The following is a 20,847-nucleotide window of genomic DNA, read 5'->3' as shown; positions in this document are numbered from 1 at the left end:
TTTCCGCAGGGCGCAGCCCCCGGTCGCGGGCATGTTGACGCCGGGGCGTTCCCGGGTTCGTGGCGGCCGGCGCACCCGGCTACCTGGCCAAGTCTTGGTTGATCCTTCGCGACGCTTCGGGGACGTGGCCTCAAGGGTCAATGAAAGGGCGTCGTGGAGCTCGATTCCGCAGGAAAGATGCGTGCGTTCCCCAAAGAATGAATCAGCCAAGGTGTGGCCTTCGGCACGCTTCCGGATTCATGCCGCACCCTGGCAAGGCGAGAGTCGCGGCCATGAACGCGCCTCCACCTGTTCAGAGAGGACCATGATATGGCTGGTCGACAAGGAATGCTGAGGGTTATTCTGGACCACTCCGCAAACCGTGGCGATCGTGGAGCGGCTCTCGTCCGTACCGCTGTCTGGCAGGTATGGAAGAGATTGATACGCCGTCCATTTGACTTGACCGTGTACGACGACATGAAACTCAGGGCATACCCCGACGGCCAGGCCAGCCGGTTCTTCTACTTCGGCCGACTGCCGGACTACGTCGAGATGACGTTCATGCACCGCTATCTTCGGCCCGGCGACGGCTTCATCGACGGCGGCGCGAACGAAGGCGTCTACACGCTTCTCGCGGCCAAGCTGGTCGGCTCATCTGGAGAGGTGCATGCCTTCGAGGCGGTCCCTCTCTACCTTGCCAGATTGCGTGGGAACATCCGGGTCAACCACCTCACGATGGTCACGGTCCACTCCGCCGCCATCGGCGCGAAGCCAGGCCAGATGCCCTTCGTGCTCCGCGGAGTCGGCTCCCGTATTCAGACCCGGGAAGACCGCGCGTCCGACGTCAGCACTGTCGACGTGGACGTGGTCCGCCTGGACGATGCGTTGCCGGACCGTGAATGGGCGATGGGCAAGCTCGACATCGAAGGGGCGGAGCACCAGGCTCTGGCCGGTGCAGAGAAGCTTCTCGCTCGCGGCGAGCCCGCCGTCTGGATGCTGGAACTCGTCGATCGCTTCCTCCTTCGATTCGGTTCGACCGTGACGGAGGTTCGAGAGTGGCTCGCCGACTACGGCTATGACTTCATGTACTACGAGCCCGGCCACAACGGTCTTGTCACGTCACCGAGGTCAAATATTGAGACACCGAATGTCCTCGTCGTCTCACGGGAGCGGCGAGCCGAAGTGGAAGCTCGGCTGAATGGAGCGCGGTGAAAGGCTTGCTCGGGTTCGTATCGCGCCGTTGGCGCAGGCGGACGGGGGCTCGGTCACTGGCAGGCCCGTGTCATCGGCGCGTCGCAAAAGCAGAATATCCTCTCATGCGATTCAGCCAGCCGATGCACAAGCCCACGATGAATCGCTTTGCCGCGCTCAACTCTTGTCGCCAGCGGTCGTCTTCGCGGACTTCTGCGGCTCGGGACGCTTTGACCTTCGGATTTCCGCCGATTCCCAGATAAGGATGCGCGCGGAAGTCCAGCATCGCTTCGTGATAGTCAAGATCGAGGAAGGTGCAGATATCGCGAAGGGCCTGATCCGGTTGTGAGGCGAACTGTTCGTACCGGACCTCCATCCACTCGTCCGGTGAGAAGATCCGGCGGAGATACAGGGAAGCGAGTTCCGCGCGACTCCAGGTCCGCATCCCCTCATAGAGGCTTCCGTACCGGCGGAAGTAGGAGTAGGAGACTGCCCGGCCATCGCGGACCAGGTGGATCACCTTGATGCGAACCGCGCGTGAGCGCTTGAGGAGCAGGAGACGTTGCGGGGACTTGCTCGCGTCCGACAGAACGGGGCAGCCGGATACGGCGTGTGACGCTCTGAGAATCGCCAGGTTTCTCTGGATCCATGGCTCCGCCTGCGCCTGGCTCATGCGCGCGGCCTTCAGCAGGCGTGGCTCTATGATGTCGATCTTCTCGAACGGCTGGTACGTGTCCTTCTCGTACGCTTCCTTCACCTGGCTCCAGAACCTGCGGTACGACTTCCACGACCGGAGCGTCGCATAGTCGTCTTCGGGCGGGTCGAAGGGGTTGTAGATTCGGTTCAGAGTGGACAGTTCGCCCAGTGCAAGTATGCTCGGATGGCCGGCCAGCATGAGATCTATGATGGTGGATCCGTTGCGGCCGCTGCCCAGCAGATAAACAAGGGTGTAAGGTTCCTTGGTCATTCGACTCCTCATTTTGGAAATGTCTCGTGCCTCGGTTCACTGCCGCCTCGCAATGTTTAAAGAAAAGTCTTGGTGATTTCTTTGCCGAGGTCGCGCGGTCCAGGATTCAGGCGGCGGTGCTCGCAAAGCGTTGGAAGAGCGGTCGCATCAGGCTCAGCCACGTCGTCCCGTAAGCGATGGCGACGGCAAGACTTCCCCACGCGAATATGAGCGCGCACTCCTCCGCGTGTGCGCCCAGCCGGGTCGCCACGACCAGCATGGCCGCGATCAATATGCCCTCGGCGACGACTACGGCGAATCGAACCCCGGGCACGCCCACCGCCAGCGGAAAGACCTTCGACCACACCACTGTCTCGCGCACACAGGCGGCCGCCAGCAGGATTACCAGCGTCGGGGCGAGAGTGACATAGGCAGGCCCGTAGACGAGCGTCAGCAAGACGTCGGCGACTGGCAGCACCATGGCTACCATGCCGAGTCCAATGACCGACAGCAGCGCGGTCGCTCGTAGGAGGTCCCGCTGGGCGCCGGCGCTGTCGTTGCTCACGACGGCGTTGGCCAGCCGTGGATACAGTTGCGCCGCCACCGTGCTGAAGCAGCTGCGCACCATCCGGGCGGGAGTGCCGGCGATCTTGAGAAACGTCACCAGGGTCGGAGCCCCCAGAAGGCCGGCGAGAGCCAGCACCCCGCTGTCCGACGCCAGAGCAACGGAAGTGGCCGCCGACGTCGTGCACGCGAAACGGATGAGCCCTTGCGGGGGGCGGCTGCACTCGGTGCTCGGACGGCCGAACGCCAAGACGATACTGCGAGCGGCCATGGCCACAAGCATGATCGTGGTTGCCAGGCCGGCGACCGCTGCCACCACCAAGTAGGCGATCAACCCTCCCATGAACAACGCCGTCATCGTCGCCACAAAGGAGAGGCCCGCGGCGACCATGCGCACTGCCCCGAGGAGCCTCAGACGTTCCGACAGGGCGAATCCGGCCACGGCTGTTCCCCTCGATACCGTCACGCCGCAACCCATCAGCACCAGAACGAGCAGCAAGGCCTTCTTGTCGTCGACCCAATCGACGTGATGCGCGAGCAATACGAGACCGGTGCCCGTGACGGCCGTGGTGATCCCGATTCCGGCGTCTAGGCGGAGCAGCCAGAAGAACAACCAGCTGCCAGGCCCGCCCTCGGTCCTACTCTGTAGTGGGACGAAGCGTTGCGCCGTGTCACCCAGGCGCGGATCCCATAGCAGAAACCACAGGTTCCCCAGGGATTGCGCAAAGAAGACTTCTCCCGCCTCCTCCGCACCCACCATGCGCACGAGTGCGATGGTGGTGAGAACGGCCAGGCCTGCCTCGACTTGCCCCGCAGCACCCAGCGAAAAGAAGACTGTCATGTGGCGTCGGCTGGGCAGGCGAATCCAGGTGCGAACATGGTGCAGAAGATCAGTCATGCGGCACCTTCATGCGCGTCACTGTGCGGAGGCATGGGAGTGCTAGGCCAACGCGGCAACGGGATGGCTGGGCCGGGACAGAAGCCACTTCCACTGCTGACTCATGCCTTCGACGAGTGGGGTCGCCGGCTCATAGCCGAGCAGTTCCCTGGCCTTGGTCAGGTCCGCTTCGGTGGCTTCCACGTCACCCGGCTGCCGGGCTTCGTGGACGACCGGGACATCGAGACCGGTGATCTCCGCGGCGCATTCGAGGACGTGGAGCATGGAGAAGGTCCGGCCACCACCGACGTTGACCACCTCAGCACGGGTGGGCGCGAACGCGGCGGCGATCGTTGCCGCGACCGCATCGTCGACATAGGTGAAGTCGCGGCGTTGACTGCCGTCGCCGAACAGGTGCATCGGACGGCGGGTGATGGCGGCCTCGAGAACTCGGCGGATCGCCATGTCGGGGCGTTGCCGGGGACCGTACACCGTGAAGTACCGCAGAGCCACGACACTCGTCGGCGTACCGGGTTTGATCGCATACGCGAGCGAGAGTCGCTCAGCGGCCAATTTCGTGACCCCATAAGGAGAGAGAGGGACGGGGAGGTCTTCCTCGCGCGAAGCACGATCGATGTTGCCGCCGTACACGCTTGACGACGACGCGAGGACGAGCCGTGGCACACCGACGGCGATGCAGGCCTCCAGCACCTGCTGGGTGACTGCGACGTTGGAGGTGAGATAGTCGCGGAACCGCTCGCCCCACGATGGCCTGACACCGGGCACACCGGCGAGATGGAACACCACGCCTGCGCCCTCGGCGACCGACGGCAGATTCAGCTCCGTCAGATTTTCGTTGATGAAAGTGAATCGCGGATGTCCCAGAAGTCCGGCAAGGTTCTCGGCCGCGATGGGATCGTGAGAGGGATGTCGCCTGTCGATCCCGAGGACCTGCGAACCTTGTTCCACCAGGGCTTCCGCCAGGTGAGAGCCGATGAATCCGGCCACCCCCGTGACCACCGCCTGCTCGATCCGGTTTACGTCGTCCACTGTCGCCCCCTGTCTGTCCGTTTGCGCACGGCCCTGCGTGCGTCGTCGATCTCAGGTGTGTTGCGTCATTGCGAGGTCCTCGTAGAGGTTCTCGAACCATTCGGCGGTGCCGCCCATATCCACGGTTTCGGAGCTGGCCAAGGCTCCGGCGCGGAGCCGGCTCAGTGTCGCGGGCTTCATCGCATCGAGGATCGCCTCGCAGAAGGCGCTCGCTGAATCCGGTTCCGTCAAGATTCCGTTCTGCCCCGAGCTGATCAGCTCTGGAACGCCGCCGACCCTCGTCGAGACGACGGGCACGCCTGCCGCCAGCGCCTCCATGACCACCACCGGCAGTCCTTCGTAATGGGAGCTGAGGACCACCAAGTCAGCGGCCGCGACCAGCCTCTTCGCCTGGGGGACCGGCCCCAGGACCCGAACCCGATCGCCCAGCCTGCGCTGTTCCACATCGCGGGCGACCTGCTCGCGCAGAGGCCCGTCACCGGCAAGCAGGAAAACCGCGTCCGGTCGCGTCTTGAGCACCTCTTGCGCGGCGTGGATCAGCAGCCGGTGATTCTTCTGAGGCCGGAAGTTGGCGACGCAGACCACGAGGACCGCGCCGTCAGGGACGCCGAACTCTCGCCGGACCGTGTCCGACCGCTCGGCCCAGTACCGCAGTTCGGCAACGTCGACCCCGTGAATACGAGTGAGAACGCGGCGCCCCCTGCTACCGGCCAATGAGCGAGCGACGAGTGACGAGACGGCAATCGTAAGATCGTCAAACCGTCGCGTCAGCCGATCGAAGAACACCGTCGCGGACGTCGCCAGATGATCCAGAAACACGCTCGTAGGCCGATGCGCGAAATGCACGGTCGATACGAGCACCGGCCGCTTGCGGGCGAATCTGACGAACGGTCGCAGGACGATGGCTGGTGTCGGGGAATGAATATTGATCACATCAGGGCGTAGCCGGCGAATCGTCGTGACCAGCTTGGCGTAGGCGAGCAGACGCGGCCGGCGATCGAGATTGACGACTCTGATTCTCGACGCACGCAAGCGGTTGATGAGTTCGTCGGTCGAAGCACGCAGACATACGACCGTGTACTCCTTGTCTACTTTGGGAGCCTGCCTCAGTCGCTCGACGAGCAGCACCTCGACACCGCCGACATCCAGGGTCTTGACCACCTCGCATACGTGCAGGTTCATCGCCCACCACCGCGGCCGGTGCCCAGCGCCATGCCGTACCACTCCTCGAATCTGTCGGCGACGGCAGGCCAGTCCAGCGCGGCAGCCGCACGCGCGCCCAAGACACTCATGCGGCGGCGGGTCTTCTCATCGCCGAGCACAGCGCCGAGAACAGCGACCAGTTGGTCGACCGATCCTGACGTGAACGTTCGGTACGCTTCACGATCTTGTATAACCGGATCAAGCGTCGCGTCCGACGACACGATGACCGGAGTGCCGAGTGCGAGAGCCTCCAGAGCGGCTGTCGGGACGCCTTCGCCCTTGCCCTCGAGGCGGCGTGAGGCGAGAACGAAGGCTTGTGCCCGCCGCATGAGCCTGTAGACCTCCTCACGCGGCAACTGGCCTGGCAGTTCGACACCGTTCCCTTCTCCAGCCAGCCCTCGCAGCCGATTCATTTCCGGCCCGTCGCCGACGATGACCAGCCGAAGTTCCGGTCGGGTCGCACGCAGGACGTGGAAAGCGTCGATGAGGAGGGCGTGATTCTTCATCGGCTCCAGCGAACCGACACTGACCACAAGGCCTGGCTGTTGTCCGGAGGAAGTTTGTGGGAGCGAGGTGATCGCCCGAAGGTCCAAGCCGCTGGAGGCAATGTGGATTCGGCGTGGATCCACGCCACGCCGGACGAGGTCATCGGCCGTGGCAGAGCCCAGAGCGATGAACGCATCGACGTTTCGCAGAGCCATGCTGGCGAATCGGTGGTGCCGTCGTGAGAGTGCGGCGTGCACGGTGAGCACGAGTGGGAGGCCGAGCCGCCGGCAGACCGGCCCCAGAATGGATGCCTCCATGTGATCTCCATGCAGATGTACGAGATCAGGGGTACGACAGCTGCGCAAAGCCCGTCCGACCTCGGCTGCGAAGGCCAGCACATCCGACTTCGCACTCAGCGCGCGTGACAGCGTGGTGGGCGTGGTGGCCAACACTTTCGCCCCCTCGGGCACCACCTTCCCCCGGCGGAACGCCAGGACGACTTCATGCCCGCGATTCAGCTGTTCTCGGGTGAGGCATTCGACATGCCGTTCTTTGCCGCCCGGCTCGGGTGGCACGCGGTAACTCACACGGACGATCATCATCGGGTGGCCATCCTGGGATTGCGTGCCGCCACAGCAGCGATGAACTCGGCGTAACGATCAAGGCTGCTCTCGACGCCGTGACGCTCGATGACCAGCGCTCGCCCGCGACGTCCCAGCTCGGCCGCACCCGTGGGATCGCGGAGGGTCGTGAGGATCGCGGCGGCCCACCCATCGACGTCGCCAGGCGGCACCAGGAGCCCCGCATCTGGAGGGACGATCTCTCGATGTGCGGGTATGTCGCTGCAAATGACCGGCAGAGCGCAGGCCATGCCCTCCAGCACGGCGCGCGGTTGTCCCTCGGACCAGGAAGCCTGCACGAAGCATTTGGCCGACGTGAGTATGTCCGTGAGCCGGTCATGTGGCACGAAGCCCCGCAGCTCCACGTTGTAGTGGAGATCAAGTGCGGCGATCTGGGCTTCCAGCCGTCGCCGGGCCGGCCCGTCGCCAACGATCAGCAGCCGGGCGTCGGGCAGCTGTTTCATGATCAACGACCAGGCCTGCAGCATGGTGCGGTGGTTCTTAACCTCGGCGAGCCCGCCGACCATGACGGCGTCCACCTTGCGGTCACCGGCGTGGCCGTCACTCCTCGGGGGGCGGAACACCTCGGTGTCGACGCGGCTGCCGACGACCGCGACCGGACAACGAGCGCTGGGCTCCACCGCCGAACGCAGGCTCTCACTGACCACTCTTACTCCAGACGCGCGTCGTGTGGCGAGCCTCGTCACCGCGCCCAGGGCAAATCGTTTGAGCCGGCCACCGTACTCCGGCCCAGGCGACACGATCTCCCCCTGGATATGGAAGATGTGGGGGCTTCTTCGCCTTGCTCGGGTGATCTCGATGATGATGGCGGCAAGCGGGTTGCTCGACATCAGCAGCCGCCGCTGCTCCACGGCGATGCGATCGACGATCCGGCGGGCAGCGAAAACATAGGCCAGGCGTGTTCGCCCTTTCACCCGGTGTATGTGGACGGGATGCAGATCGAGCTCCCCGGGCTTCGCCGCGCCGCAGGGCACGATGAAGTGGTAGGAGCCGCCGAGCCGATCGGCAAGCCCGTGGGCCACCTGGAGTTGAGGGTCGTCGTCGGCCATGGGAGTGGTGCCCACCACGATCACAGACACGGATGTCATAGCAGTCCCTGAAGCATTGCGGCGACGTTTTCTGTGGAGTAGTTCGCCTGGACCCTGGCCCGAAGCCGCGCGCCGAGAGCTTCGCGTTCCGCTGTCGACATCTGTGCGACCGCCATCAGGTGATGAACGAGTCCGCTAACGTCGCCGACTCCGGCGACGAAGGGGTAATGCGGCGAGAGCACGTCGACCGAGCCTCCGGCATTCGTCGATACGACAGGGAGTGCCGCCGACATCGCCTCGAGCAGCACTCGCGGAAAACCCTCTTCGAGGCTCGGCATGAGCAGGCAGTCGGCCGCGCCGTAGATCTTCGGCAGGTGGTGGTTCGGCAGTGCTCCCATGAGCTGCATCCGGCCACGAAGCGCAGGATCGGCGGCACTCTGCTCGATCCGGGCACGCTCCGGTCCGTCTCCCACCACAACAAGGCGCACCGGGAAATCCGCTTTGGACAGGAGCGAGTGAAGCAGCGGCGCCAGCAGTCGCGCGCCCTTGCGATACGACAGCCGGTGCACGAAGAGGATCACGAACTCGTCCTCGCGCCACCCCAAGCCTGTCCGCACGGCCTTGCGTTCCGTCAGGGGGAGAGGGGTGAACCGCTTGGTGTCCACGTCGTTGTAGAGGAGACACATCTTTCCAAGAGGCACGCGCCACCGGCGGCTCATGTAGGTCACCATGGACTCGGGTCCGGTGACAAATCGGTGCACGAAGCGCAGCTGCGCCCGGTTGATCGCGTTCTGAAGGCGGTGCCGCAGGGATCGCCGCAGCTCGGGTTGAACGACATCGCTGATTCCGCTACGCCAGAGCAATATGCGATGCCGGAAGAAAGGGCGAGTGACGACGAGAGCGGCCAGAAACAGCTGGGAGTAACGCAGGAAATAGGTGTCATAGCCGGCTGCGGAGCAGCGCCGGATGACATTGACGGTGCTCAGAAGCCGTCCGGCCCTGGTCCTCCCCGTCACTTTGACAACGTCTCGCACACCGTCGAGACGCGCTGGTGGTGCCCCCCGCTCGACGACCGCAATGACATCAACATTCTTGCCCAGTTCGGCAAGAAGCGCTGGGATATGGGCGAAGTGCTCGCACTCGTCCCTCGAGAGATGAGGTATCACATAGACCAGCTTCGAATGCTGATTGCTCTTTTCTGTCATGGGGAGCCGCCTCCGGATGGGATCGTCAATCCAGCGGGGCGGCGCGCCACCCAGACGCAGCACCTTCCCCAATGACGCAGGACGGGCAGATAGTCCATGATCGCAAGCGGCTTGATCGCCCACGGGGGAAGTCGCCAGCCGGCAAATTGGATAAACGTGTCCACCGTGTCGTACGTCCGTACAAACGGCACCTCGAACTGGAGATCCTCCAATAGCCGCCTCATACCCTCGGGGCTGAAGGCGAACTGGTAGAACTCCCCGGTGCGCTCCGCGGTGGGGGTGAACCGATCCGCTCGTGCCTGCAGCCAGCGGTTGAAACACGGAGTCGTGATGATGGCGATGCCACCGGGCCGCAGGATTCTTTGCGTCTCCCTGAGTATCTGTACGGGCCCTTCCTCGAAGTGCTCGCACACGCCGGGAGAATATACTGCGTCAAAGCTGCCGTCATCGCATTCCAGCTTGCGGACGTCCCCCACGTGCCAGGGAATCTCCGGAAAACGTCTCCGCAGTTCTTCGATCGTTTCCGAGGACCAGTCCAGACCTTCTGCGCGGTATCCGAGCACACGCGCGGCGACCGTGAAGTGCCCCATGCCACAACCCGCTTCGAGCACTCGGGCGCCCGGCTCGACGAATCTGCTGAACGTGCTGCGGAGCTGGTGCGGCAGGTGGCCTGCCAGTTGGCGGTCGTACGACCACTCCTTGGATTTCCACAGATCGGTCCAGTAGGCCGCGTCCGCGACCTGCGAATAGTATTTGAGGCGTCGCCCGGTCTCTCTGTTCTCATCCAGGACGATCACGTGATCCCTCATGGGACCTCCTGTTGTCCAACGCTCGGGTCTGCGAGCGGCGCCATAGCCATACGCGGTCGTTCGGGGCCGACGGCCGTAATCACCTCGAGCGGCCGCCTAGCTGCATAAACCATGACACCTGATGGTGTACGTAGCCTCCGTCGCCACGTGCGATGGCGAATCGTTTGTGTGTTGTTGACAACCGCACGCCGGTTCGTCGGGGCAAGGGATGACCGCGAGAACAACGATCACCTGTTGTGAGAAACTCCGGTCGTCCGCCGAACAGATCACGGTGCTGTACGCGCCGTCCTGGTCGGCGTGGCGAGGGCGGGCCGGCGCGCCACCCAGACGCAGCACCTTCCCCACTGCTGGAATACAGGCAGGTAGTCCATGACGTGAAGCGGCCTTTGCAGCCGGCGAGGAAGCCGCCAGTTCCCAAACTCCATCAGTGTTTCCAAGGTGCCGAAATGCCGTACCTGCAGCACCTCGAAGCCGATACGACGCAGGAGGCCGGTTATCCCATCGGAGCTGAACGCATACTGATAGAAATGACCCACAGGCACCGAGCCGGCGAAGAGCCGGTGTGCGCGCGCCTGCAGCCACCGGTTGTAACACGGTGTCACGATGACGGCGATTCCGCTCGGAGAAAGAATCCGCCGCGTCTCGGCCAGGATCTGAGTGGGGCCTTCCTCGAAGTGCTCACACACGCCGGGGGAGTAGACGGCGTCGAAAACGCCGTCGTCGAATTCGAGCTTCCGAACGTCTCCAACATGCCACGAAATGCCGGGAAACCTGGCCTTGAGTCTGTGGATCGTCTGCTCGGACCAGTCCAGTCCCTCGGCGCGGTATCCAAGCGCGTGGGCCGCCACCGTGAAATGAGCTATACCGCAACCCGCTTCGAGCACACGAGCACCGGGCCTCACCCATTTCAGGAACGTGTCGCGAAGGTAGCGGGGCAGATAACCCTTCAACTGCCGATCGTACGTCCATTTCTTGGACGCCCATAGAGTGGTCCAATAATCGACGTCAGCGTTTTTTGAGTAGTATTTAAGGCGTTGACCAGTCTCCCGATCCTCATCTACGACAATAACGTGATCACCCATATGATTCCTTTGTCACAGTCTGCGGAAGATTGCCTCTTGTCGTCCACGCGCACATCGCGGCGTTCGCCGACATCACGCGTCGGGTACAGCCCTGTCGTCGCCGGTTGGTCAACGGCCACCACCACATTACGTGGTTCTCCCGATTTCTCATTGCTAAGGAGGATCCGGCGTGTCACGGGCGGCCTTGGCGCTGCAATCACTCGATCATCCACAGGTAGGGAAATAGGAAACTTTTCGCCACCCATGCGACGTGATCGGCGGATTGCCTCGATCGCCGGGTTAGTTTCTCCCGTGTTGGCCGAGACAGTGGTTAGGAGTCCGCATGAAACCGGATGGCCGGATCCGTGTCATGGAGATCATCGCCCGGTTGAACGTGGGCGGCCCCGCCACACAGGTATCGGGACTGTGCGAGCGGCTGAACCACGCCGAGTTCGACCATCGGCTCTACACGGGGCATGTGGATGCCGATGAGGGGGATCACCTCGACCTGAAGGCTTCGAGGGTGCGGGTTCACCGCGTGGCGGGTCTGGGCCGCGCGGTCAGGCCCTCGGACGACTACCGTGCTCTCCTCGGGTTGATGGCCGCCATGCGTACCTTCCGGCCACATGTCGTTCACACCCGGACGGCCAAGGCGGGCGCTCTCGGGCGGCTGGCGTCGCTCCTGTCCGGTGTCGGCGCCGCCCGGGTTCATGTGTTCCACGGGCACCTTCTCCACGGCTATTTCTCCCCGGCCAAGCGTGCTCTCTACGTGCGATCAGAACGGTTCCTCGCTTCCAGATCCGATCGGCTGGTGACAGTCGGATCGCGGGTTCGCGACGATCTACTCCGGGCGGGCATCGGCCGTCCCGAGCAGTATGTGGTGATCAGGCCCGGCGTTCGACTCGGTCCCGTCCCCGACCGCACTGCGGCTCGTCTCGCTCTAGGCCTGCCACCAGACGCGCCAGTCGTCGCCTACGTGGGGCGACTGACCCAGATTAAGCGGCCTGACCGGTTTGTTGCGGTGGCCAGAGCCGTGCTCCAGCAGGTGCCTGACTGTCATTTCGTGGTCTGCGGTGGAGGCGAACTCCAGGAGCAGCTCGAACGGGACATCCGATCCGTGCGGCGGTCCTTCCATCTGCTCGGCTGGAGAAAGGACGTGGAGTCTGTCTACTCCGCCGCCGACGCGGTGGTGCTGACCTCCGACAACGAGGGGACGCCGCTCACCCTCGTCGAGGCGGGGATGGCCGGCACACCGAGCGTCTCCACGCGGGTGGGAAGCGTCGCGGAGATCGTGAAGGACGGGCAGACCGGGCTGTTGGCCTCGACTGACGCAGCCGAACTGGCCGAAAAGACGATGAGCCTGCTCGCCGATCCCGCGCTTGCCCGCCGGATGGGGGAGGCTGCCCGTGACTGGACAAATGCCTCCTTCTCCGTCGAACGCCTCGTCGCCGATACCGAAGCCCTTTATCGATCGCTGGTCCAGGACCGGCGGGATCGACTCGCCGCCGCCTGAGCGAGAAGGAGCGAGCAGATGAGAGTACTGGTAACCGGCGGCGCGGGCTTCATCGGCGCGAACCTGTGCCGCGCGCTCACAGCGCGAGAGGAAGTCGAGAAGGTCACCGTCCTGGACGACCTGAGCACGGGGAATCTCGCCAATCTCGACGGCGTCGAAGTGGATTTCGTGAAGGGCAGCATTCTGGAGGACGATCTCCTGGCCACTCTCGTCGCCGACGCCGGCGCGGTCGTCCACCTGGCCGCCCGGCCCTCAGTGCCTCGATCGCTGGAAGATCCCCTGGCCTCGCACACCGTGAACGCCACGGGCACACTCAACCTCCTCGAGGCGTGCCGTGCAACCAAGCCTCACGTGATCGTCGCGTCATCGTCCTCCGTCTACGGAGACGCCCAGGAGCCGCACAAGCATGAAGACCTTCCTCTCCGGCCGCTCAGCCCCTACGGGGCGAGCAAGGTGGCTACGGAGGCTTATGCGCTCGCGTACGGCAGGAGCTTCAGCCTGCCCGTCCTGGCCTTCAGGTTCTTCAACGTATACGGCCCGCTGCAGTCGGCCGACCACGCCTACGCGGCCGTGGTGCCGACCTTCGTGTCGATGGCCCTGCGCGGCCGTCCGGTGCCCATCTACGGCGATGGGAATCAGGCCCGGGACTTCACCTATGTGGGATCCGTAGCGGAGGTGCTCGTCGAGGCGATCAACCGCATGGCCACGAACACTAAACCGGTGAATCTCGCATTCGGTACCCGCGTGACCCTGCGGCATCTAAAGGACGTCCTGAGCGAGGTTCTCGGGCGGCCGATCGAAGTGACCTTCCTGCCTCCCCGGATCGGCGACATCCGGGAGTCTCAGGCATCGCCTCATCTGCTTCGCCACCTGTTCCCCACAGTGCGTCCCGTACAGCTCGACGAAGGACTCCGCGCGACGGTGGCCTGGTTCGAACAGGCTGCGGTCTCGAGGCCCAGTGCCCATGTTGACCTGCCGCTTCCCCCCACAAATAAGACCTTTCCACATATGTGACAAGGGGAAGCCTGTGACCAAAGCAGAAAAGAGCACCTACCTGATAACAGGCGGCAGCGGATTCATCGGGTCGCATCTGGCCGATGCGTTGCTCGCCCGCGGTGACTCTGTCGTGGCTCTGGACAACTTGTCGACCGGGCGGCGGGAGAACCTCCGGCCGCATCCCAACCTCCGCTTTGTGCACGGGTCGGTCCTGGATGAGCTCATGGTCGACGAACTGGTCCGCCAGTGTGACGTGGTCGTCCATCTCGCGGCGGCGGTCGGGGTCAAGCTGATCGTCGAACAGCCGCTGCGGTGCCTGACGACCAATATCCGCGGCTCGGAGATCGTCATCGAGGCCGCGTATCGCTACAGGAAAAAGTTCCTGATCACCAGCACCAGTGAGATTTACGGCAAGAACTCTTCAGGGCCGCTGCCGGAGAGTGCTGACCGCATTCTCGGTCCCCCGTCCGTCGTGAGGTGGGCCTACAGCACGGCGAAGGCCGTCGACGAGATCTTGGCCAATGCATATCACCGGGAACGGGGTCTTCCGACGATCGTGGTGAGGCTGTTCAACACTGTGGGACCGCGGCAGAGCCCGGCTTACGGCATGGTCATCCCGCGACTCGTACGGCAGGCGATCAGCGGGGCCCCCCTAACGGTCTTCGGTGACGGGAGCCAGACCCGTTGCTTCGCACACGTCGCGGACGTTGTTGACGCGTTGCTCATGCTTCTAGATCTTGAGGCGGCAGAGGGGCAGACCTTCAACATCGGCTCAGAGGAGGAAGTGAGCATCCTGGAGCTTGCGAAGCTGATTATCCGGCACACCGGATCCACGTCCGGGATCGAAGTCATCCCGTATCACGAGGCGTACATCAAGGGCTTCGAGGACATGACACGCCGGGTGCCCGACACCACGAAGCTTCGCGAGCTCACCGGCTGGACTCCACGGCGCACTCTGGATGAGATCCTCACCGAGGTCGTCATGGAAGCCCGCGAAGACATTGCGGCGTCGGTCCCATGAACGCCACGACCATCTGGGCCGTGGGCGTGGCCGGGTTTCTGATCTGTTGTCTGGCCGTCGTCCCGCTGAAGCGCCTCGCGCTCCGGTGGGGACTGACCGATCAGCCCAGCGCCAACAAAGCGCACGCTCGCCCAACTCCTTATCTCGGCGGCATCGCGATCGCGCTGGGCACGCTCGTCCCTGCGGTCACGGCACTCGGCCTCGCTGATCAGCGCATCACCGCCGTGCTGCTGGCCGCCACGGTGATGGCCTTGGTCGGTCTGATCGACGACATCAGGCCGATGCAGCCCTTCACCAAGCTGACCGTGGGGACCGTGGCGGCGAGTGGAGTCGTCTCCTCTGGAGTCCACGTCACTCTTTTCGGCGGGTGGCTGGACGGTTCTCTCACGGTGCTATGGATCGTCGTGGTGGCCAACTCCTTCAACCTGCTGGATAACATGGACGGTGCGCTTGGAGCCGTCGCCACGGTCACTGCGGCTCTCCTCGCAGGGACGGCCTTCGTATCTGGTCATGAGTCGCTGGGGCTCCTACTGACAGCGCTCGCCTGCACGAGCCTCGGCTTCCTGCCGCACAACTGGGCACCTGCGAAGACATTCATGGGCGACTCAGGGTCCCTCTTCATCGGATTCATACTTTCCTGCTCCGCCGTTTTCCTGGTGTCGGGACAAGACCCGGACACAATGGTCGCCGGGCTGCTGCTTCCGACCTTCGTGGCGACCGTCGACACGGGCGTCGTGTTCTTCTCACGGCTGCGGGTGGGGCGCTCTCCTCTGACGGGTGGCACTGACCACGTGTCCCACCGCCTGCGCCGAATGGGCCTTCGCGTACGAGCGGTAGCTGTGGTGCTCGGCCTGGTGGCCGCCGTGGCCGGTGCCTGCTGCCTCGCGATGGCATTGAAGTGGATATCGCCGCCCGTCACAGCAATGATCTCGGTTGGAGCCGCCATCCTACTCATCAGTTTGCTACAGGGTGTAAGCGTCTACGCGCCGATAAATCACCCTATTTCCCGAAACCGTGAAAGGCAGGGTTGATTCAGTGGATCTGCTGACATGCCTAAGGCTCTTGTATCGCAACTGGCTGCTCATTCTCATCTCGCTGATCATCGGTGTGATATCAGCAGTCTGGATCACCGCGAACACGCCACCGAAATACGCCGCGGCGATCACATTGATGGTCAAGAGCGCAAAGGTTGACGCTCTTGGCGCGCACCAGCCAATCTCCACGCAGCAGGTGAAGTCCTACGCCAACCTCCTGTCCAGCCGGCGCCTGATCAGCCAGATCGCGGAGACTGAGAACGAGATTGGAGCCCTTCAGCAGAACATTACAGCGCAAGTCATACCGGATACCCTGCTTCTACAGGCGACGATCACCCATGGCGATCCCATCCGTGCCGTGCGCCTCGCTGATGCTCTCGGCGCCAGGTTGGCCACCATGGTGGAAGAAATGGAGCGACCAACCCCCGGCAGCTCTCCTAGCGTTACACTAGCGGTGGTTGACCCGCCGAGCGTGCCCAGCGGACCGATTAGTCCCAAACCGCTGGTAAATGTCGCGTATGGACTGCTTATTGCACTTTTCATCGGCATAGGATCAATCTTTCTCCGCGATCACTTGGACACCACCATCAAGACCTCCGAGATGCTCCAGCGGTTGGCTCAGAGCTACATGCTTGGAATCATCGGCTACGATAAGGACGCACAGCGTCACCCTCTGGTCGTCCATAACACGCGAAGTCCGTTGAGGGCTGAGGCGTATCGCTCGCTGTGTGGGAATCTGCAGTTCATCGATACCGACCGGCAGCCGAAGTCGCTTGTGGTCACCAGTTGTCTCCCGCGCGAGGGGAAGTCCTCGACCGCGTCCAATCTCGCGATAGCCCTGGCACAGGCGGGACGAAGGGTGATTTTGATCGATGGTGACCTTCGCCACCCGCGAATCCGAGACTACTTCGGTATCAACAGCGAGGCGGGTCTGACGGATGTGCTCATTGGCAAGGCACAGCTGGGTCAAGCGACACAGCAGTGGGGGAAGCTCGACCTGTACGTGCTGCCCAGTGGCCAGATCCCGCCCAATCCGAGCGAACTCCTCGGTTCGCGTGGCATGAGGCAAGTGCTCGAGGAACTCGTGAAGAGCTACGACATGGTGATCATCGACGCACCGCCGCTCCTCAACCTCACCGACGCAGCGACGCTTGCGGGGGCCTGCGATGGCACGATGCTCGTCGTGCGGTACGGCAAGACCCGGCAGGAGCACGTCGTCCGCGCTAAGGAACTGCTGTCATCGGTAGACGCCTGCGTGGTAGGGGCTGTCCTGAATGCTGTACCGGCCAGGGCCATTCGCTGTGGCCACGGTCGTGCGAAAGAGCCCAAGGTCAAGAGAGAGGTCACGATGCCGGTCTCCGGGTGAGCAACTGGAGCGGGGGTGGCGAGCGATTCGGCGACTCTATGCCACGGTTCAGTGCTCACCGATGGGAATCGGGATTTCGGGCTGGTCTACCGGACCCAGTCCGCGCCGTGTGACGGCCGGGGGTTTCGCGTCACTCCTTCGGCAACGTGTGCTTGGGCGACGGTAGGCACGAGGTCGGCCGTCGCCCTAGCTCAGCGGTGAGCTGGCGGAGGCGAAGTTCACTGGTTCGCCGCCGAGACCGAGCAGCCCTCATCGCCCGCTCATAAGGTGTTGCTGTGTGCGATATGGAACCGTGCGTGGTGGTGCCAGTCAGGAACGCGCCTTTGATGTCGTGTCCATGACACCCACCGTAAGACTAGCCCCTGGAAAGGGACCACGTGGCTCTATCCCCTGTGCCCCGCGTTCTGAGTGGTAGACGCCCCCGTGGGGCAGCCCTTGTTGTCCTGAGTGATCCTGGTGTACTGAGGACGGACCAGCGGTTGCACGGGAACCACCGGTGGGTTGGTTGAGTAAGGCTCCAGAAGGTCGAACTCCAGCGTCCTGGACTGTTTGGGTGCGAACTCCAGCAGTGCATCGTAAACAGGGTGGGATCGTTCGGTATGTCTGATGATCCGAGCCGGCTTGCCGTCGATCCGCAAAGCATTCGCCTTTGCGCCGGCCCCGGCGTAAAAAGACAGCCAAAGGCGGTTGGAGCCGTTGGACTTGGCAGCACGGCGATCCGGGGGGAGATCGAGTCGGTCTATGACGTACTTGGGTAGTTTCCCCTGCGGCACATTGTTGTTGAGTTGGATCCACACCTTGGAGACACGCGTTCCGTCGCTCCGGCACGGGCCTAGCTCATAGTGGAGCGATCGCTCCAGGTAGTAGTCGAGCTTTGTGCCGGCGGAATTGATGACCACCAGCCCGGCGAACGGCCCTGGCTTACGGGGAAGTACGCCGCTGATGGGGGTCGCCGCCAGGCGTCGCTGTTCGGAATCCCTGCGACTCCAGATCTGGATCCTGCGCTCGTCCACCATTTGTGACAGGGCGGATAGCAGAGCAAGGGGGTCCGGGCGGGATTGGGTGATGGCCTTGCTGACGGTACTGGCGATCGCGATGAGAAATTCCTTGCGCTTCAGCGGGTCCGGGTACCGCGCATACGCTTCCCGCTCGGTGAGGTCGACCACATTGTCAGCGGTCACTCTCTCGCCGCTGGGCAGGGTGACGGGCCCGATCACCTTCAGCAGGTAGGACAGCGCGACGGGATCGGTCGCGATCGCGCCGTCCAGTTGCTCTCCAGTCTGACGTTCCCACAGTCCCAGCCAAGTCTTCGCGGCGTACGGGAAATGCGGAGAGAGGTTGGAATTGGCCATCAGAGAGACCGCACTCGGACCGTAGCGCTTAAGGAAGGCCGGGCCATGGTCGACGACTGGAACGGTGCCCCCAACCAGATGATTGTTGGAGGAGAGGCGCTCGATGCTGAGATGGCCGTCGTTGGCTTTCAGGATGCCGAACGCGCCGACCAGCCCTCCGGTTCCCCGTGCCTCGGCGTTGGTCTGGAACGCCAGAAAGTAGCGGCGCTGTCCGTGGTAGCCCAGCATCTCAGGCAGCAATGCGGCAGTGTCTTTCACGGCGGCATCGTTCGCGATGGCCAGCCACCCACGCAGTTTGTCTATTTCGCGCAGCGCTGTGGCACGGGCCTGGTCAAGCGCATCCACCCCGGTCTCGGCTGGGGTGGAGGCCAGGCCCGACCGGATCAGGTCGATGCGGCGGGCGGCGTCGCGGAGCACCGGGGTTGCCGATTCCAGACTGGCCGGGAGCGTTTCCACGTTGTCCAGGGAAAGTCCCTTGACCGAGATCAGCCCCGCCACGACGCGGTGGACATCTCTCAGCACGCCGGTCAGTCCGGCGGCAGCCTCGGCGAGTCCGCGGACGGTCGTCGCACCGTCTCCTATCGGGGAGATACGACCGATCAACGACCAGCTCTGACCGCTGGTGAGCCGGCGTGCTTCTTCGGCGTGGCGCTGCGCGTCCGCGAGTGATCCGGCTGCCCCTGCCGGGTCGCTCGCACCCAGCCGCACCAGTGCGTCTTGGGTCGCCTGGAGGTGATCTCGCACGCTCATCCCGAGGTAGGCCGACCAACCAGCGGCCAGCGTGAGACCTGCCGCGGGGCATAGAACGCCTATGGCGATGAGGCGCCGCATGCTACTTCCCGCCTGTGGTTTGGCGCTGCCGAATGGCCTTTGCCATGCCGACGGATCCTGCTAGCAGTAGAGCCGCGCCCGTCGCGGCCAGGCCCCCCACCACCGGTGCCCCGGTAGTCGGCAACTCCTCCACGTCCGCCAAGCCATAGTCGCGTGCCTGCCCGTGTTCGCGAGGGCTGATGTCGACCCGTACCGTCGAGTGCTTCCGCTGGTGCTGCACCGCCTCATGCTTCTTGTACTGCTTCTCGTCCTGATGCTGGAAGCGGGTCTGCTCCTCCTCTAGTCCTGGCGGGTACGGCTGGCTGTACGAGGCCGTCGCCGACCCGATGGTTCCCAATGCGAATCCGCTCCCGAGCATTGCTGAGAGCAAAACAGATTTGGTGATCTTCCGTGCCATTGCAGCGGCCCCCGGTGAGGTTCCTCGGCTATCCGAACATTTGATCCGAAAGTCGGCAGCATGTTCGCTATGACACCGTTATATGTGGTCGGGCGATAGGTACGTGTTTCTCTGGTTGTTTCTTACCGAATGCCCACTGATCATTCTCCGTATGTTGACAATGTGCCGTGACTGTGGCAACGAATGGGTCGGTCTTCACCGTGCGCTTCGGCGTTGTTCTATCGCTCCACTGTGGTGGGGAGAGCTGAGTCGTGGAGGCGGATGGCTGCCGCTGCCCCAAATAGTGCGATATGAGTTCAAGTCAAGATAAGGGCAGGGCTGGGTGGCCAATTCGAGAAAGATGAACACCGAGTGGACATCTTTGTGTTATCGTTCCGCTTGTTTTGCCGTAATTGCATGTTTGTCTATGTGTTCACTTTTGTTGGGTCGGGTATCTTCGCAGCGCATCGTATGGCAACGCGGTGTCCAAAAATCAATCATCGCAACGGGGGAAATCTATTGATTTCTTGTACGAGCAGCTCGGCCTCACGTGCAGGCGCCATCTGTCGCCATCTGCTGACGTGGGCCGTCGCGACAACGATGGCCTGTGGGACCGTGGGACTCTCAGGTGCAACGACATCCGTCCACGCAGCCACCGGACCAGAGAGGGATGCTGCCCACCAGCAGGTAAAGCGGGACTATGGGCCATGGCCCGACACGGAGTTCGTGAAACTCCGGGGTGCCACGGACGCGTACGAGGGCCACCTCTTTGCGGTCGCGGTCAATCATGGTGTCCCGTGGGTCTACGATCCCCGCCTGCCTGCCGGGCAGCGATGGCAAAGCCTCAGGAGAGTGCCGGGAAGCCGGGGGAACCACGTTTTCAAGATTGCCATCGGGAGCGATCAGAGCGAGTTCAATGGAAGCGGCGACGTCCAACTGCTGATCAGGGCGCGGACCGCCAGGGGTACCTTCGAAACGCGCTGCGATGTCCAGACCGCCGGAGCAACCTCATCAGATCCTGTGGCGCAGGTGCTGTTCCCGACCGACGGCCCTCTGATCAACTGCACTCGATGGGCAGCCAGCCGTAGCTCGTTGAATCAAGGCAACTGGTAGAGACATAGCTCATGAACTGCATGGATGGCGCCGATCAGTGCGTCCAGGCTAGGGACGGGGGCGCCTTGGACCAGGCCCGCCATCAGCGGGTGAGCGTAGTGGCCGAGGCCGGCCTGACAAGGCCAGCTTGGTGGCCACGCATCAGGTGGCCTTGTCAGGCCGGGTAGGTTCGTCCAGGCCTTGGGCACCAGATGTGCGACGGCGG

The 20,847-nt window shown here is 63.4% G+C and carries 16 protein-coding genes; 6 read left to right on the top strand and 10 right to left on the bottom strand.

Annotation, left to right across the window (positions count from 1 at the left end):
• Positions 1 to 444: 444 nt before the first annotated feature.
• Positions 445 to 1,191 (top strand): FkbM family methyltransferase, encoded by a 747-nt coding sequence (locus tag ID574_RS30480; protein ID WP_188192437.1) that lies wholly within the window; start codon positions 445 to 447, stop codon positions 1,189 to 1,191.
• A gap of 70 nt (positions 1,192 to 1,261) precedes the next feature.
• On the opposite strand, the gene ID574_RS30475 is transcribed toward ID574_RS30480, so the two are convergent.
• From ID574_RS30475 to ID574_RS30435, 9 genes are all read right to left on the bottom strand, one after another.
• Positions 1,262 to 2,137, bottom strand: a complete 876-nt coding sequence (locus ID574_RS30475) for a sulfotransferase family protein (protein WP_188192436.1) — start codon at positions 2,135 to 2,137, stop codon at positions 1,262 to 1,264.
• Positions 2,138 to 2,243: 106 nt separating this feature from the next.
• The gene (locus ID574_RS30470; protein WP_188192435.1) at positions 2,244 to 3,578 is read right to left on the bottom strand and encodes a lipopolysaccharide biosynthesis protein; all 1,335 of its coding nucleotides are present in this window, start codon (positions 3,576 to 3,578) and stop codon (positions 2,244 to 2,246) included.
• A gap of 42 nt (positions 3,579 to 3,620) precedes the next feature.
• Positions 3,621 to 4,607 carry an NAD-dependent epimerase/dehydratase family protein gene (locus tag ID574_RS30465; protein ID WP_223167231.1) on the bottom strand — a complete coding sequence of 329 codons (987 nt, stop codon included), beginning with the start codon at positions 4,605 to 4,607 and terminating at the stop codon, positions 3,621 to 3,623.
• Positions 4,608 to 4,658: 51 nt separating this feature from the next.
• The gene (locus ID574_RS30460) at positions 4,659 to 5,789 is read right to left on the bottom strand and encodes a glycosyltransferase (protein ID WP_188192434.1); all 1,131 of its coding nucleotides are present in this window, start codon (positions 5,787 to 5,789) and stop codon (positions 4,659 to 4,661) included.
• Positions 5,786 to 6,898, bottom strand: coding sequence for a glycosyltransferase family 4 protein (locus ID574_RS30455; RefSeq protein ID WP_188192433.1), 1,113 nt, complete (start codon positions 6,896 to 6,898; stop codon positions 5,786 to 5,788). The genes ID574_RS30460 and ID574_RS30455 overlap by 4 nt, the downstream gene beginning before the upstream one ends.
• On the bottom strand, positions 6,895 to 8,016 hold the full coding sequence (locus ID574_RS30450) for a glycosyltransferase family 4 protein (protein ID WP_188192432.1): 1,122 nt from the start codon (positions 8,014 to 8,016) through the stop codon (positions 6,895 to 6,897). Before ID574_RS30450 ends, ID574_RS30455 begins: the two co-directional genes overlap by 4 nt.
• A gap of 5 nt (positions 8,017 to 8,021) precedes the next feature.
• Positions 8,022 to 9,170, bottom strand: coding sequence for a glycosyltransferase family 4 protein (locus ID574_RS30445; RefSeq protein ID WP_188192431.1), 1,149 nt, complete (start codon positions 9,168 to 9,170; stop codon positions 8,022 to 8,024).
• Positions 9,167 to 9,979 (bottom strand): class I SAM-dependent methyltransferase, encoded by an 813-nt coding sequence (locus ID574_RS30440; protein ID WP_188192430.1) that lies wholly within the window; start codon positions 9,977 to 9,979, stop codon positions 9,167 to 9,169. The genes ID574_RS30445 and ID574_RS30440 overlap by 4 nt, the downstream gene beginning before the upstream one ends.
• A 266-nt stretch (positions 9,980 to 10,245) precedes the next feature.
• Positions 10,246 to 11,061, bottom strand: a complete 816-nt coding sequence (locus ID574_RS30435; RefSeq protein ID WP_188192429.1) for a class I SAM-dependent methyltransferase — start codon at positions 11,059 to 11,061, stop codon at positions 10,246 to 10,248.
• 322 nt (positions 11,062 to 11,383) lie between these two features.
• Between ID574_RS30435 and ID574_RS30430 the strand changes: the two genes are divergently transcribed.
• From ID574_RS30430 to ID574_RS30410, 5 genes are read left to right on the top strand one after another with little or no spacing between them, the layout of a single operon-like run.
• Positions 11,384 to 12,553: a glycosyltransferase gene (locus tag ID574_RS30430; protein WP_188192428.1), complete on the top strand. Its 1,170-nt coding sequence runs from the start codon at positions 11,384 to 11,386 to the stop codon at positions 12,551 to 12,553.
• Between the two features lie 18 nt (positions 12,554 to 12,571).
• Positions 12,572 to 13,567 carry an NAD-dependent epimerase/dehydratase family protein gene (locus tag ID574_RS30425; protein ID WP_188192427.1) on the top strand — a complete coding sequence of 332 codons (996 nt, stop codon included), beginning with the start codon at positions 12,572 to 12,574 and terminating at the stop codon, positions 13,565 to 13,567.
• 13 nt (positions 13,568 to 13,580) lie between these two features.
• Positions 13,581 to 14,570 carry an NAD-dependent epimerase/dehydratase family protein gene (locus ID574_RS30420; RefSeq protein WP_223167230.1) on the top strand — a complete coding sequence of 330 codons (990 nt, stop codon included), beginning with the start codon at positions 13,581 to 13,583 and terminating at the stop codon, positions 14,568 to 14,570.
• On the top strand, positions 14,567 to 15,601 hold the full coding sequence (locus ID574_RS30415; RefSeq protein WP_188192426.1) for a glycosyltransferase family 4 protein: 1,035 nt from the start codon (positions 14,567 to 14,569) through the stop codon (positions 15,599 to 15,601). The genes ID574_RS30420 and ID574_RS30415 overlap by 4 nt, the downstream gene beginning before the upstream one ends.
• A 4-nt stretch (positions 15,602 to 15,605) precedes the next feature.
• Positions 15,606 to 16,970 (top strand): tyrosine-protein kinase domain-containing protein, encoded by a 1,365-nt coding sequence (locus tag ID574_RS30410; RefSeq protein WP_188192425.1) that lies wholly within the window; start codon positions 15,606 to 15,608, stop codon positions 16,968 to 16,970.
• A 383-nt stretch (positions 16,971 to 17,353) separates the two neighbouring features.
• Here ID574_RS30410 and ID574_RS30405 read toward each other — a convergent pair whose 3' ends face one another.
• The gene (locus tag ID574_RS30405) at positions 17,354 to 19,153 is read right to left on the bottom strand and encodes a DUF4012 domain-containing protein (RefSeq protein WP_188192424.1); all 1,800 of its coding nucleotides are present in this window, start codon (positions 19,151 to 19,153) and stop codon (positions 17,354 to 17,356) included.
• Between the last annotated feature and the right edge of the window lie 1,694 nt (positions 19,154 to 20,847).

The sequence above is a fragment of the Nonomuraea sp. SYSU D8015 genome (genome assembly GCF_008065375.1).
Taxonomy (GTDB): Bacteria; Actinomycetota; Actinomycetes; order Streptosporangiales; family Streptosporangiaceae; genus Nonomuraea.
This window is presented reverse-complemented; position numbering and strand designations above follow the sequence as displayed.

What these genes read in the sequence shown, in the direction of transcription:
- ID574_RS30475 (WP_188192436.1), bottom strand. Translation starts at nt 2,137, where the DNA reads ATGACCAAGGAACCTTACACCCTTGTTTATCTGCTGGGCAGCGGCCGC.
- ID574_RS30470 (WP_188192435.1), bottom strand. Translation starts at nt 3,578, where the DNA reads ATGACTGATCTTCTGCACCATGTTCGCACCTGGATTCGCCTGCCCAGC.
- ID574_RS30460 (WP_188192434.1), bottom strand. Translation starts at nt 5,789, where the DNA reads ATGAACCTGCACGTATGCGAGGTGGTCAAGACCCTGGATGTCGGCGGT.
- ID574_RS30455 (WP_188192433.1), bottom strand. Translation starts at nt 6,898, where the DNA reads ATGATGATCGTCCGTGTGAGTTACCGCGTGCCACCCGAGCCGGGCGGC.
- ID574_RS30445 (WP_188192431.1), bottom strand. Translation starts at nt 9,170, where the DNA reads ATGACAGAAAAGAGCAATCAGCATTCGAAGCTGGTCTATGTGATACCT.
- ID574_RS30440 (WP_188192430.1), bottom strand. Translation starts at nt 9,979, where the DNA reads ATGAGGGATCACGTGATCGTCCTGGATGAGAACAGAGAGACCGGGCGA.
- ID574_RS30435 (WP_188192429.1), bottom strand. Translation starts at nt 11,061, where the DNA reads ATGGGTGATCACGTTATTGTCGTAGATGAGGATCGGGAGACTGGTCAA.
- ID574_RS30430 (WP_188192428.1), top strand. Translation starts at nt 11,384, where the DNA reads ATGAAACCGGATGGCCGGATCCGTGTCATGGAGATCATCGCCCGGTTG.
- ID574_RS30425 (WP_188192427.1), top strand. Translation starts at nt 12,572, where the DNA reads ATGAGAGTACTGGTAACCGGCGGCGCGGGCTTCATCGGCGCGAACCTG.
- ID574_RS30415 (WP_188192426.1), top strand. Translation starts at nt 14,567, where the DNA reads ATGAACGCCACGACCATCTGGGCCGTGGGCGTGGCCGGGTTTCTGATC.
- ID574_RS30405 (WP_188192424.1), bottom strand. Translation starts at nt 19,153, where the DNA reads ATGCGGCGCCTCATCGCCATAGGCGTTCTATGCCCCGCGGCAGGTCTC.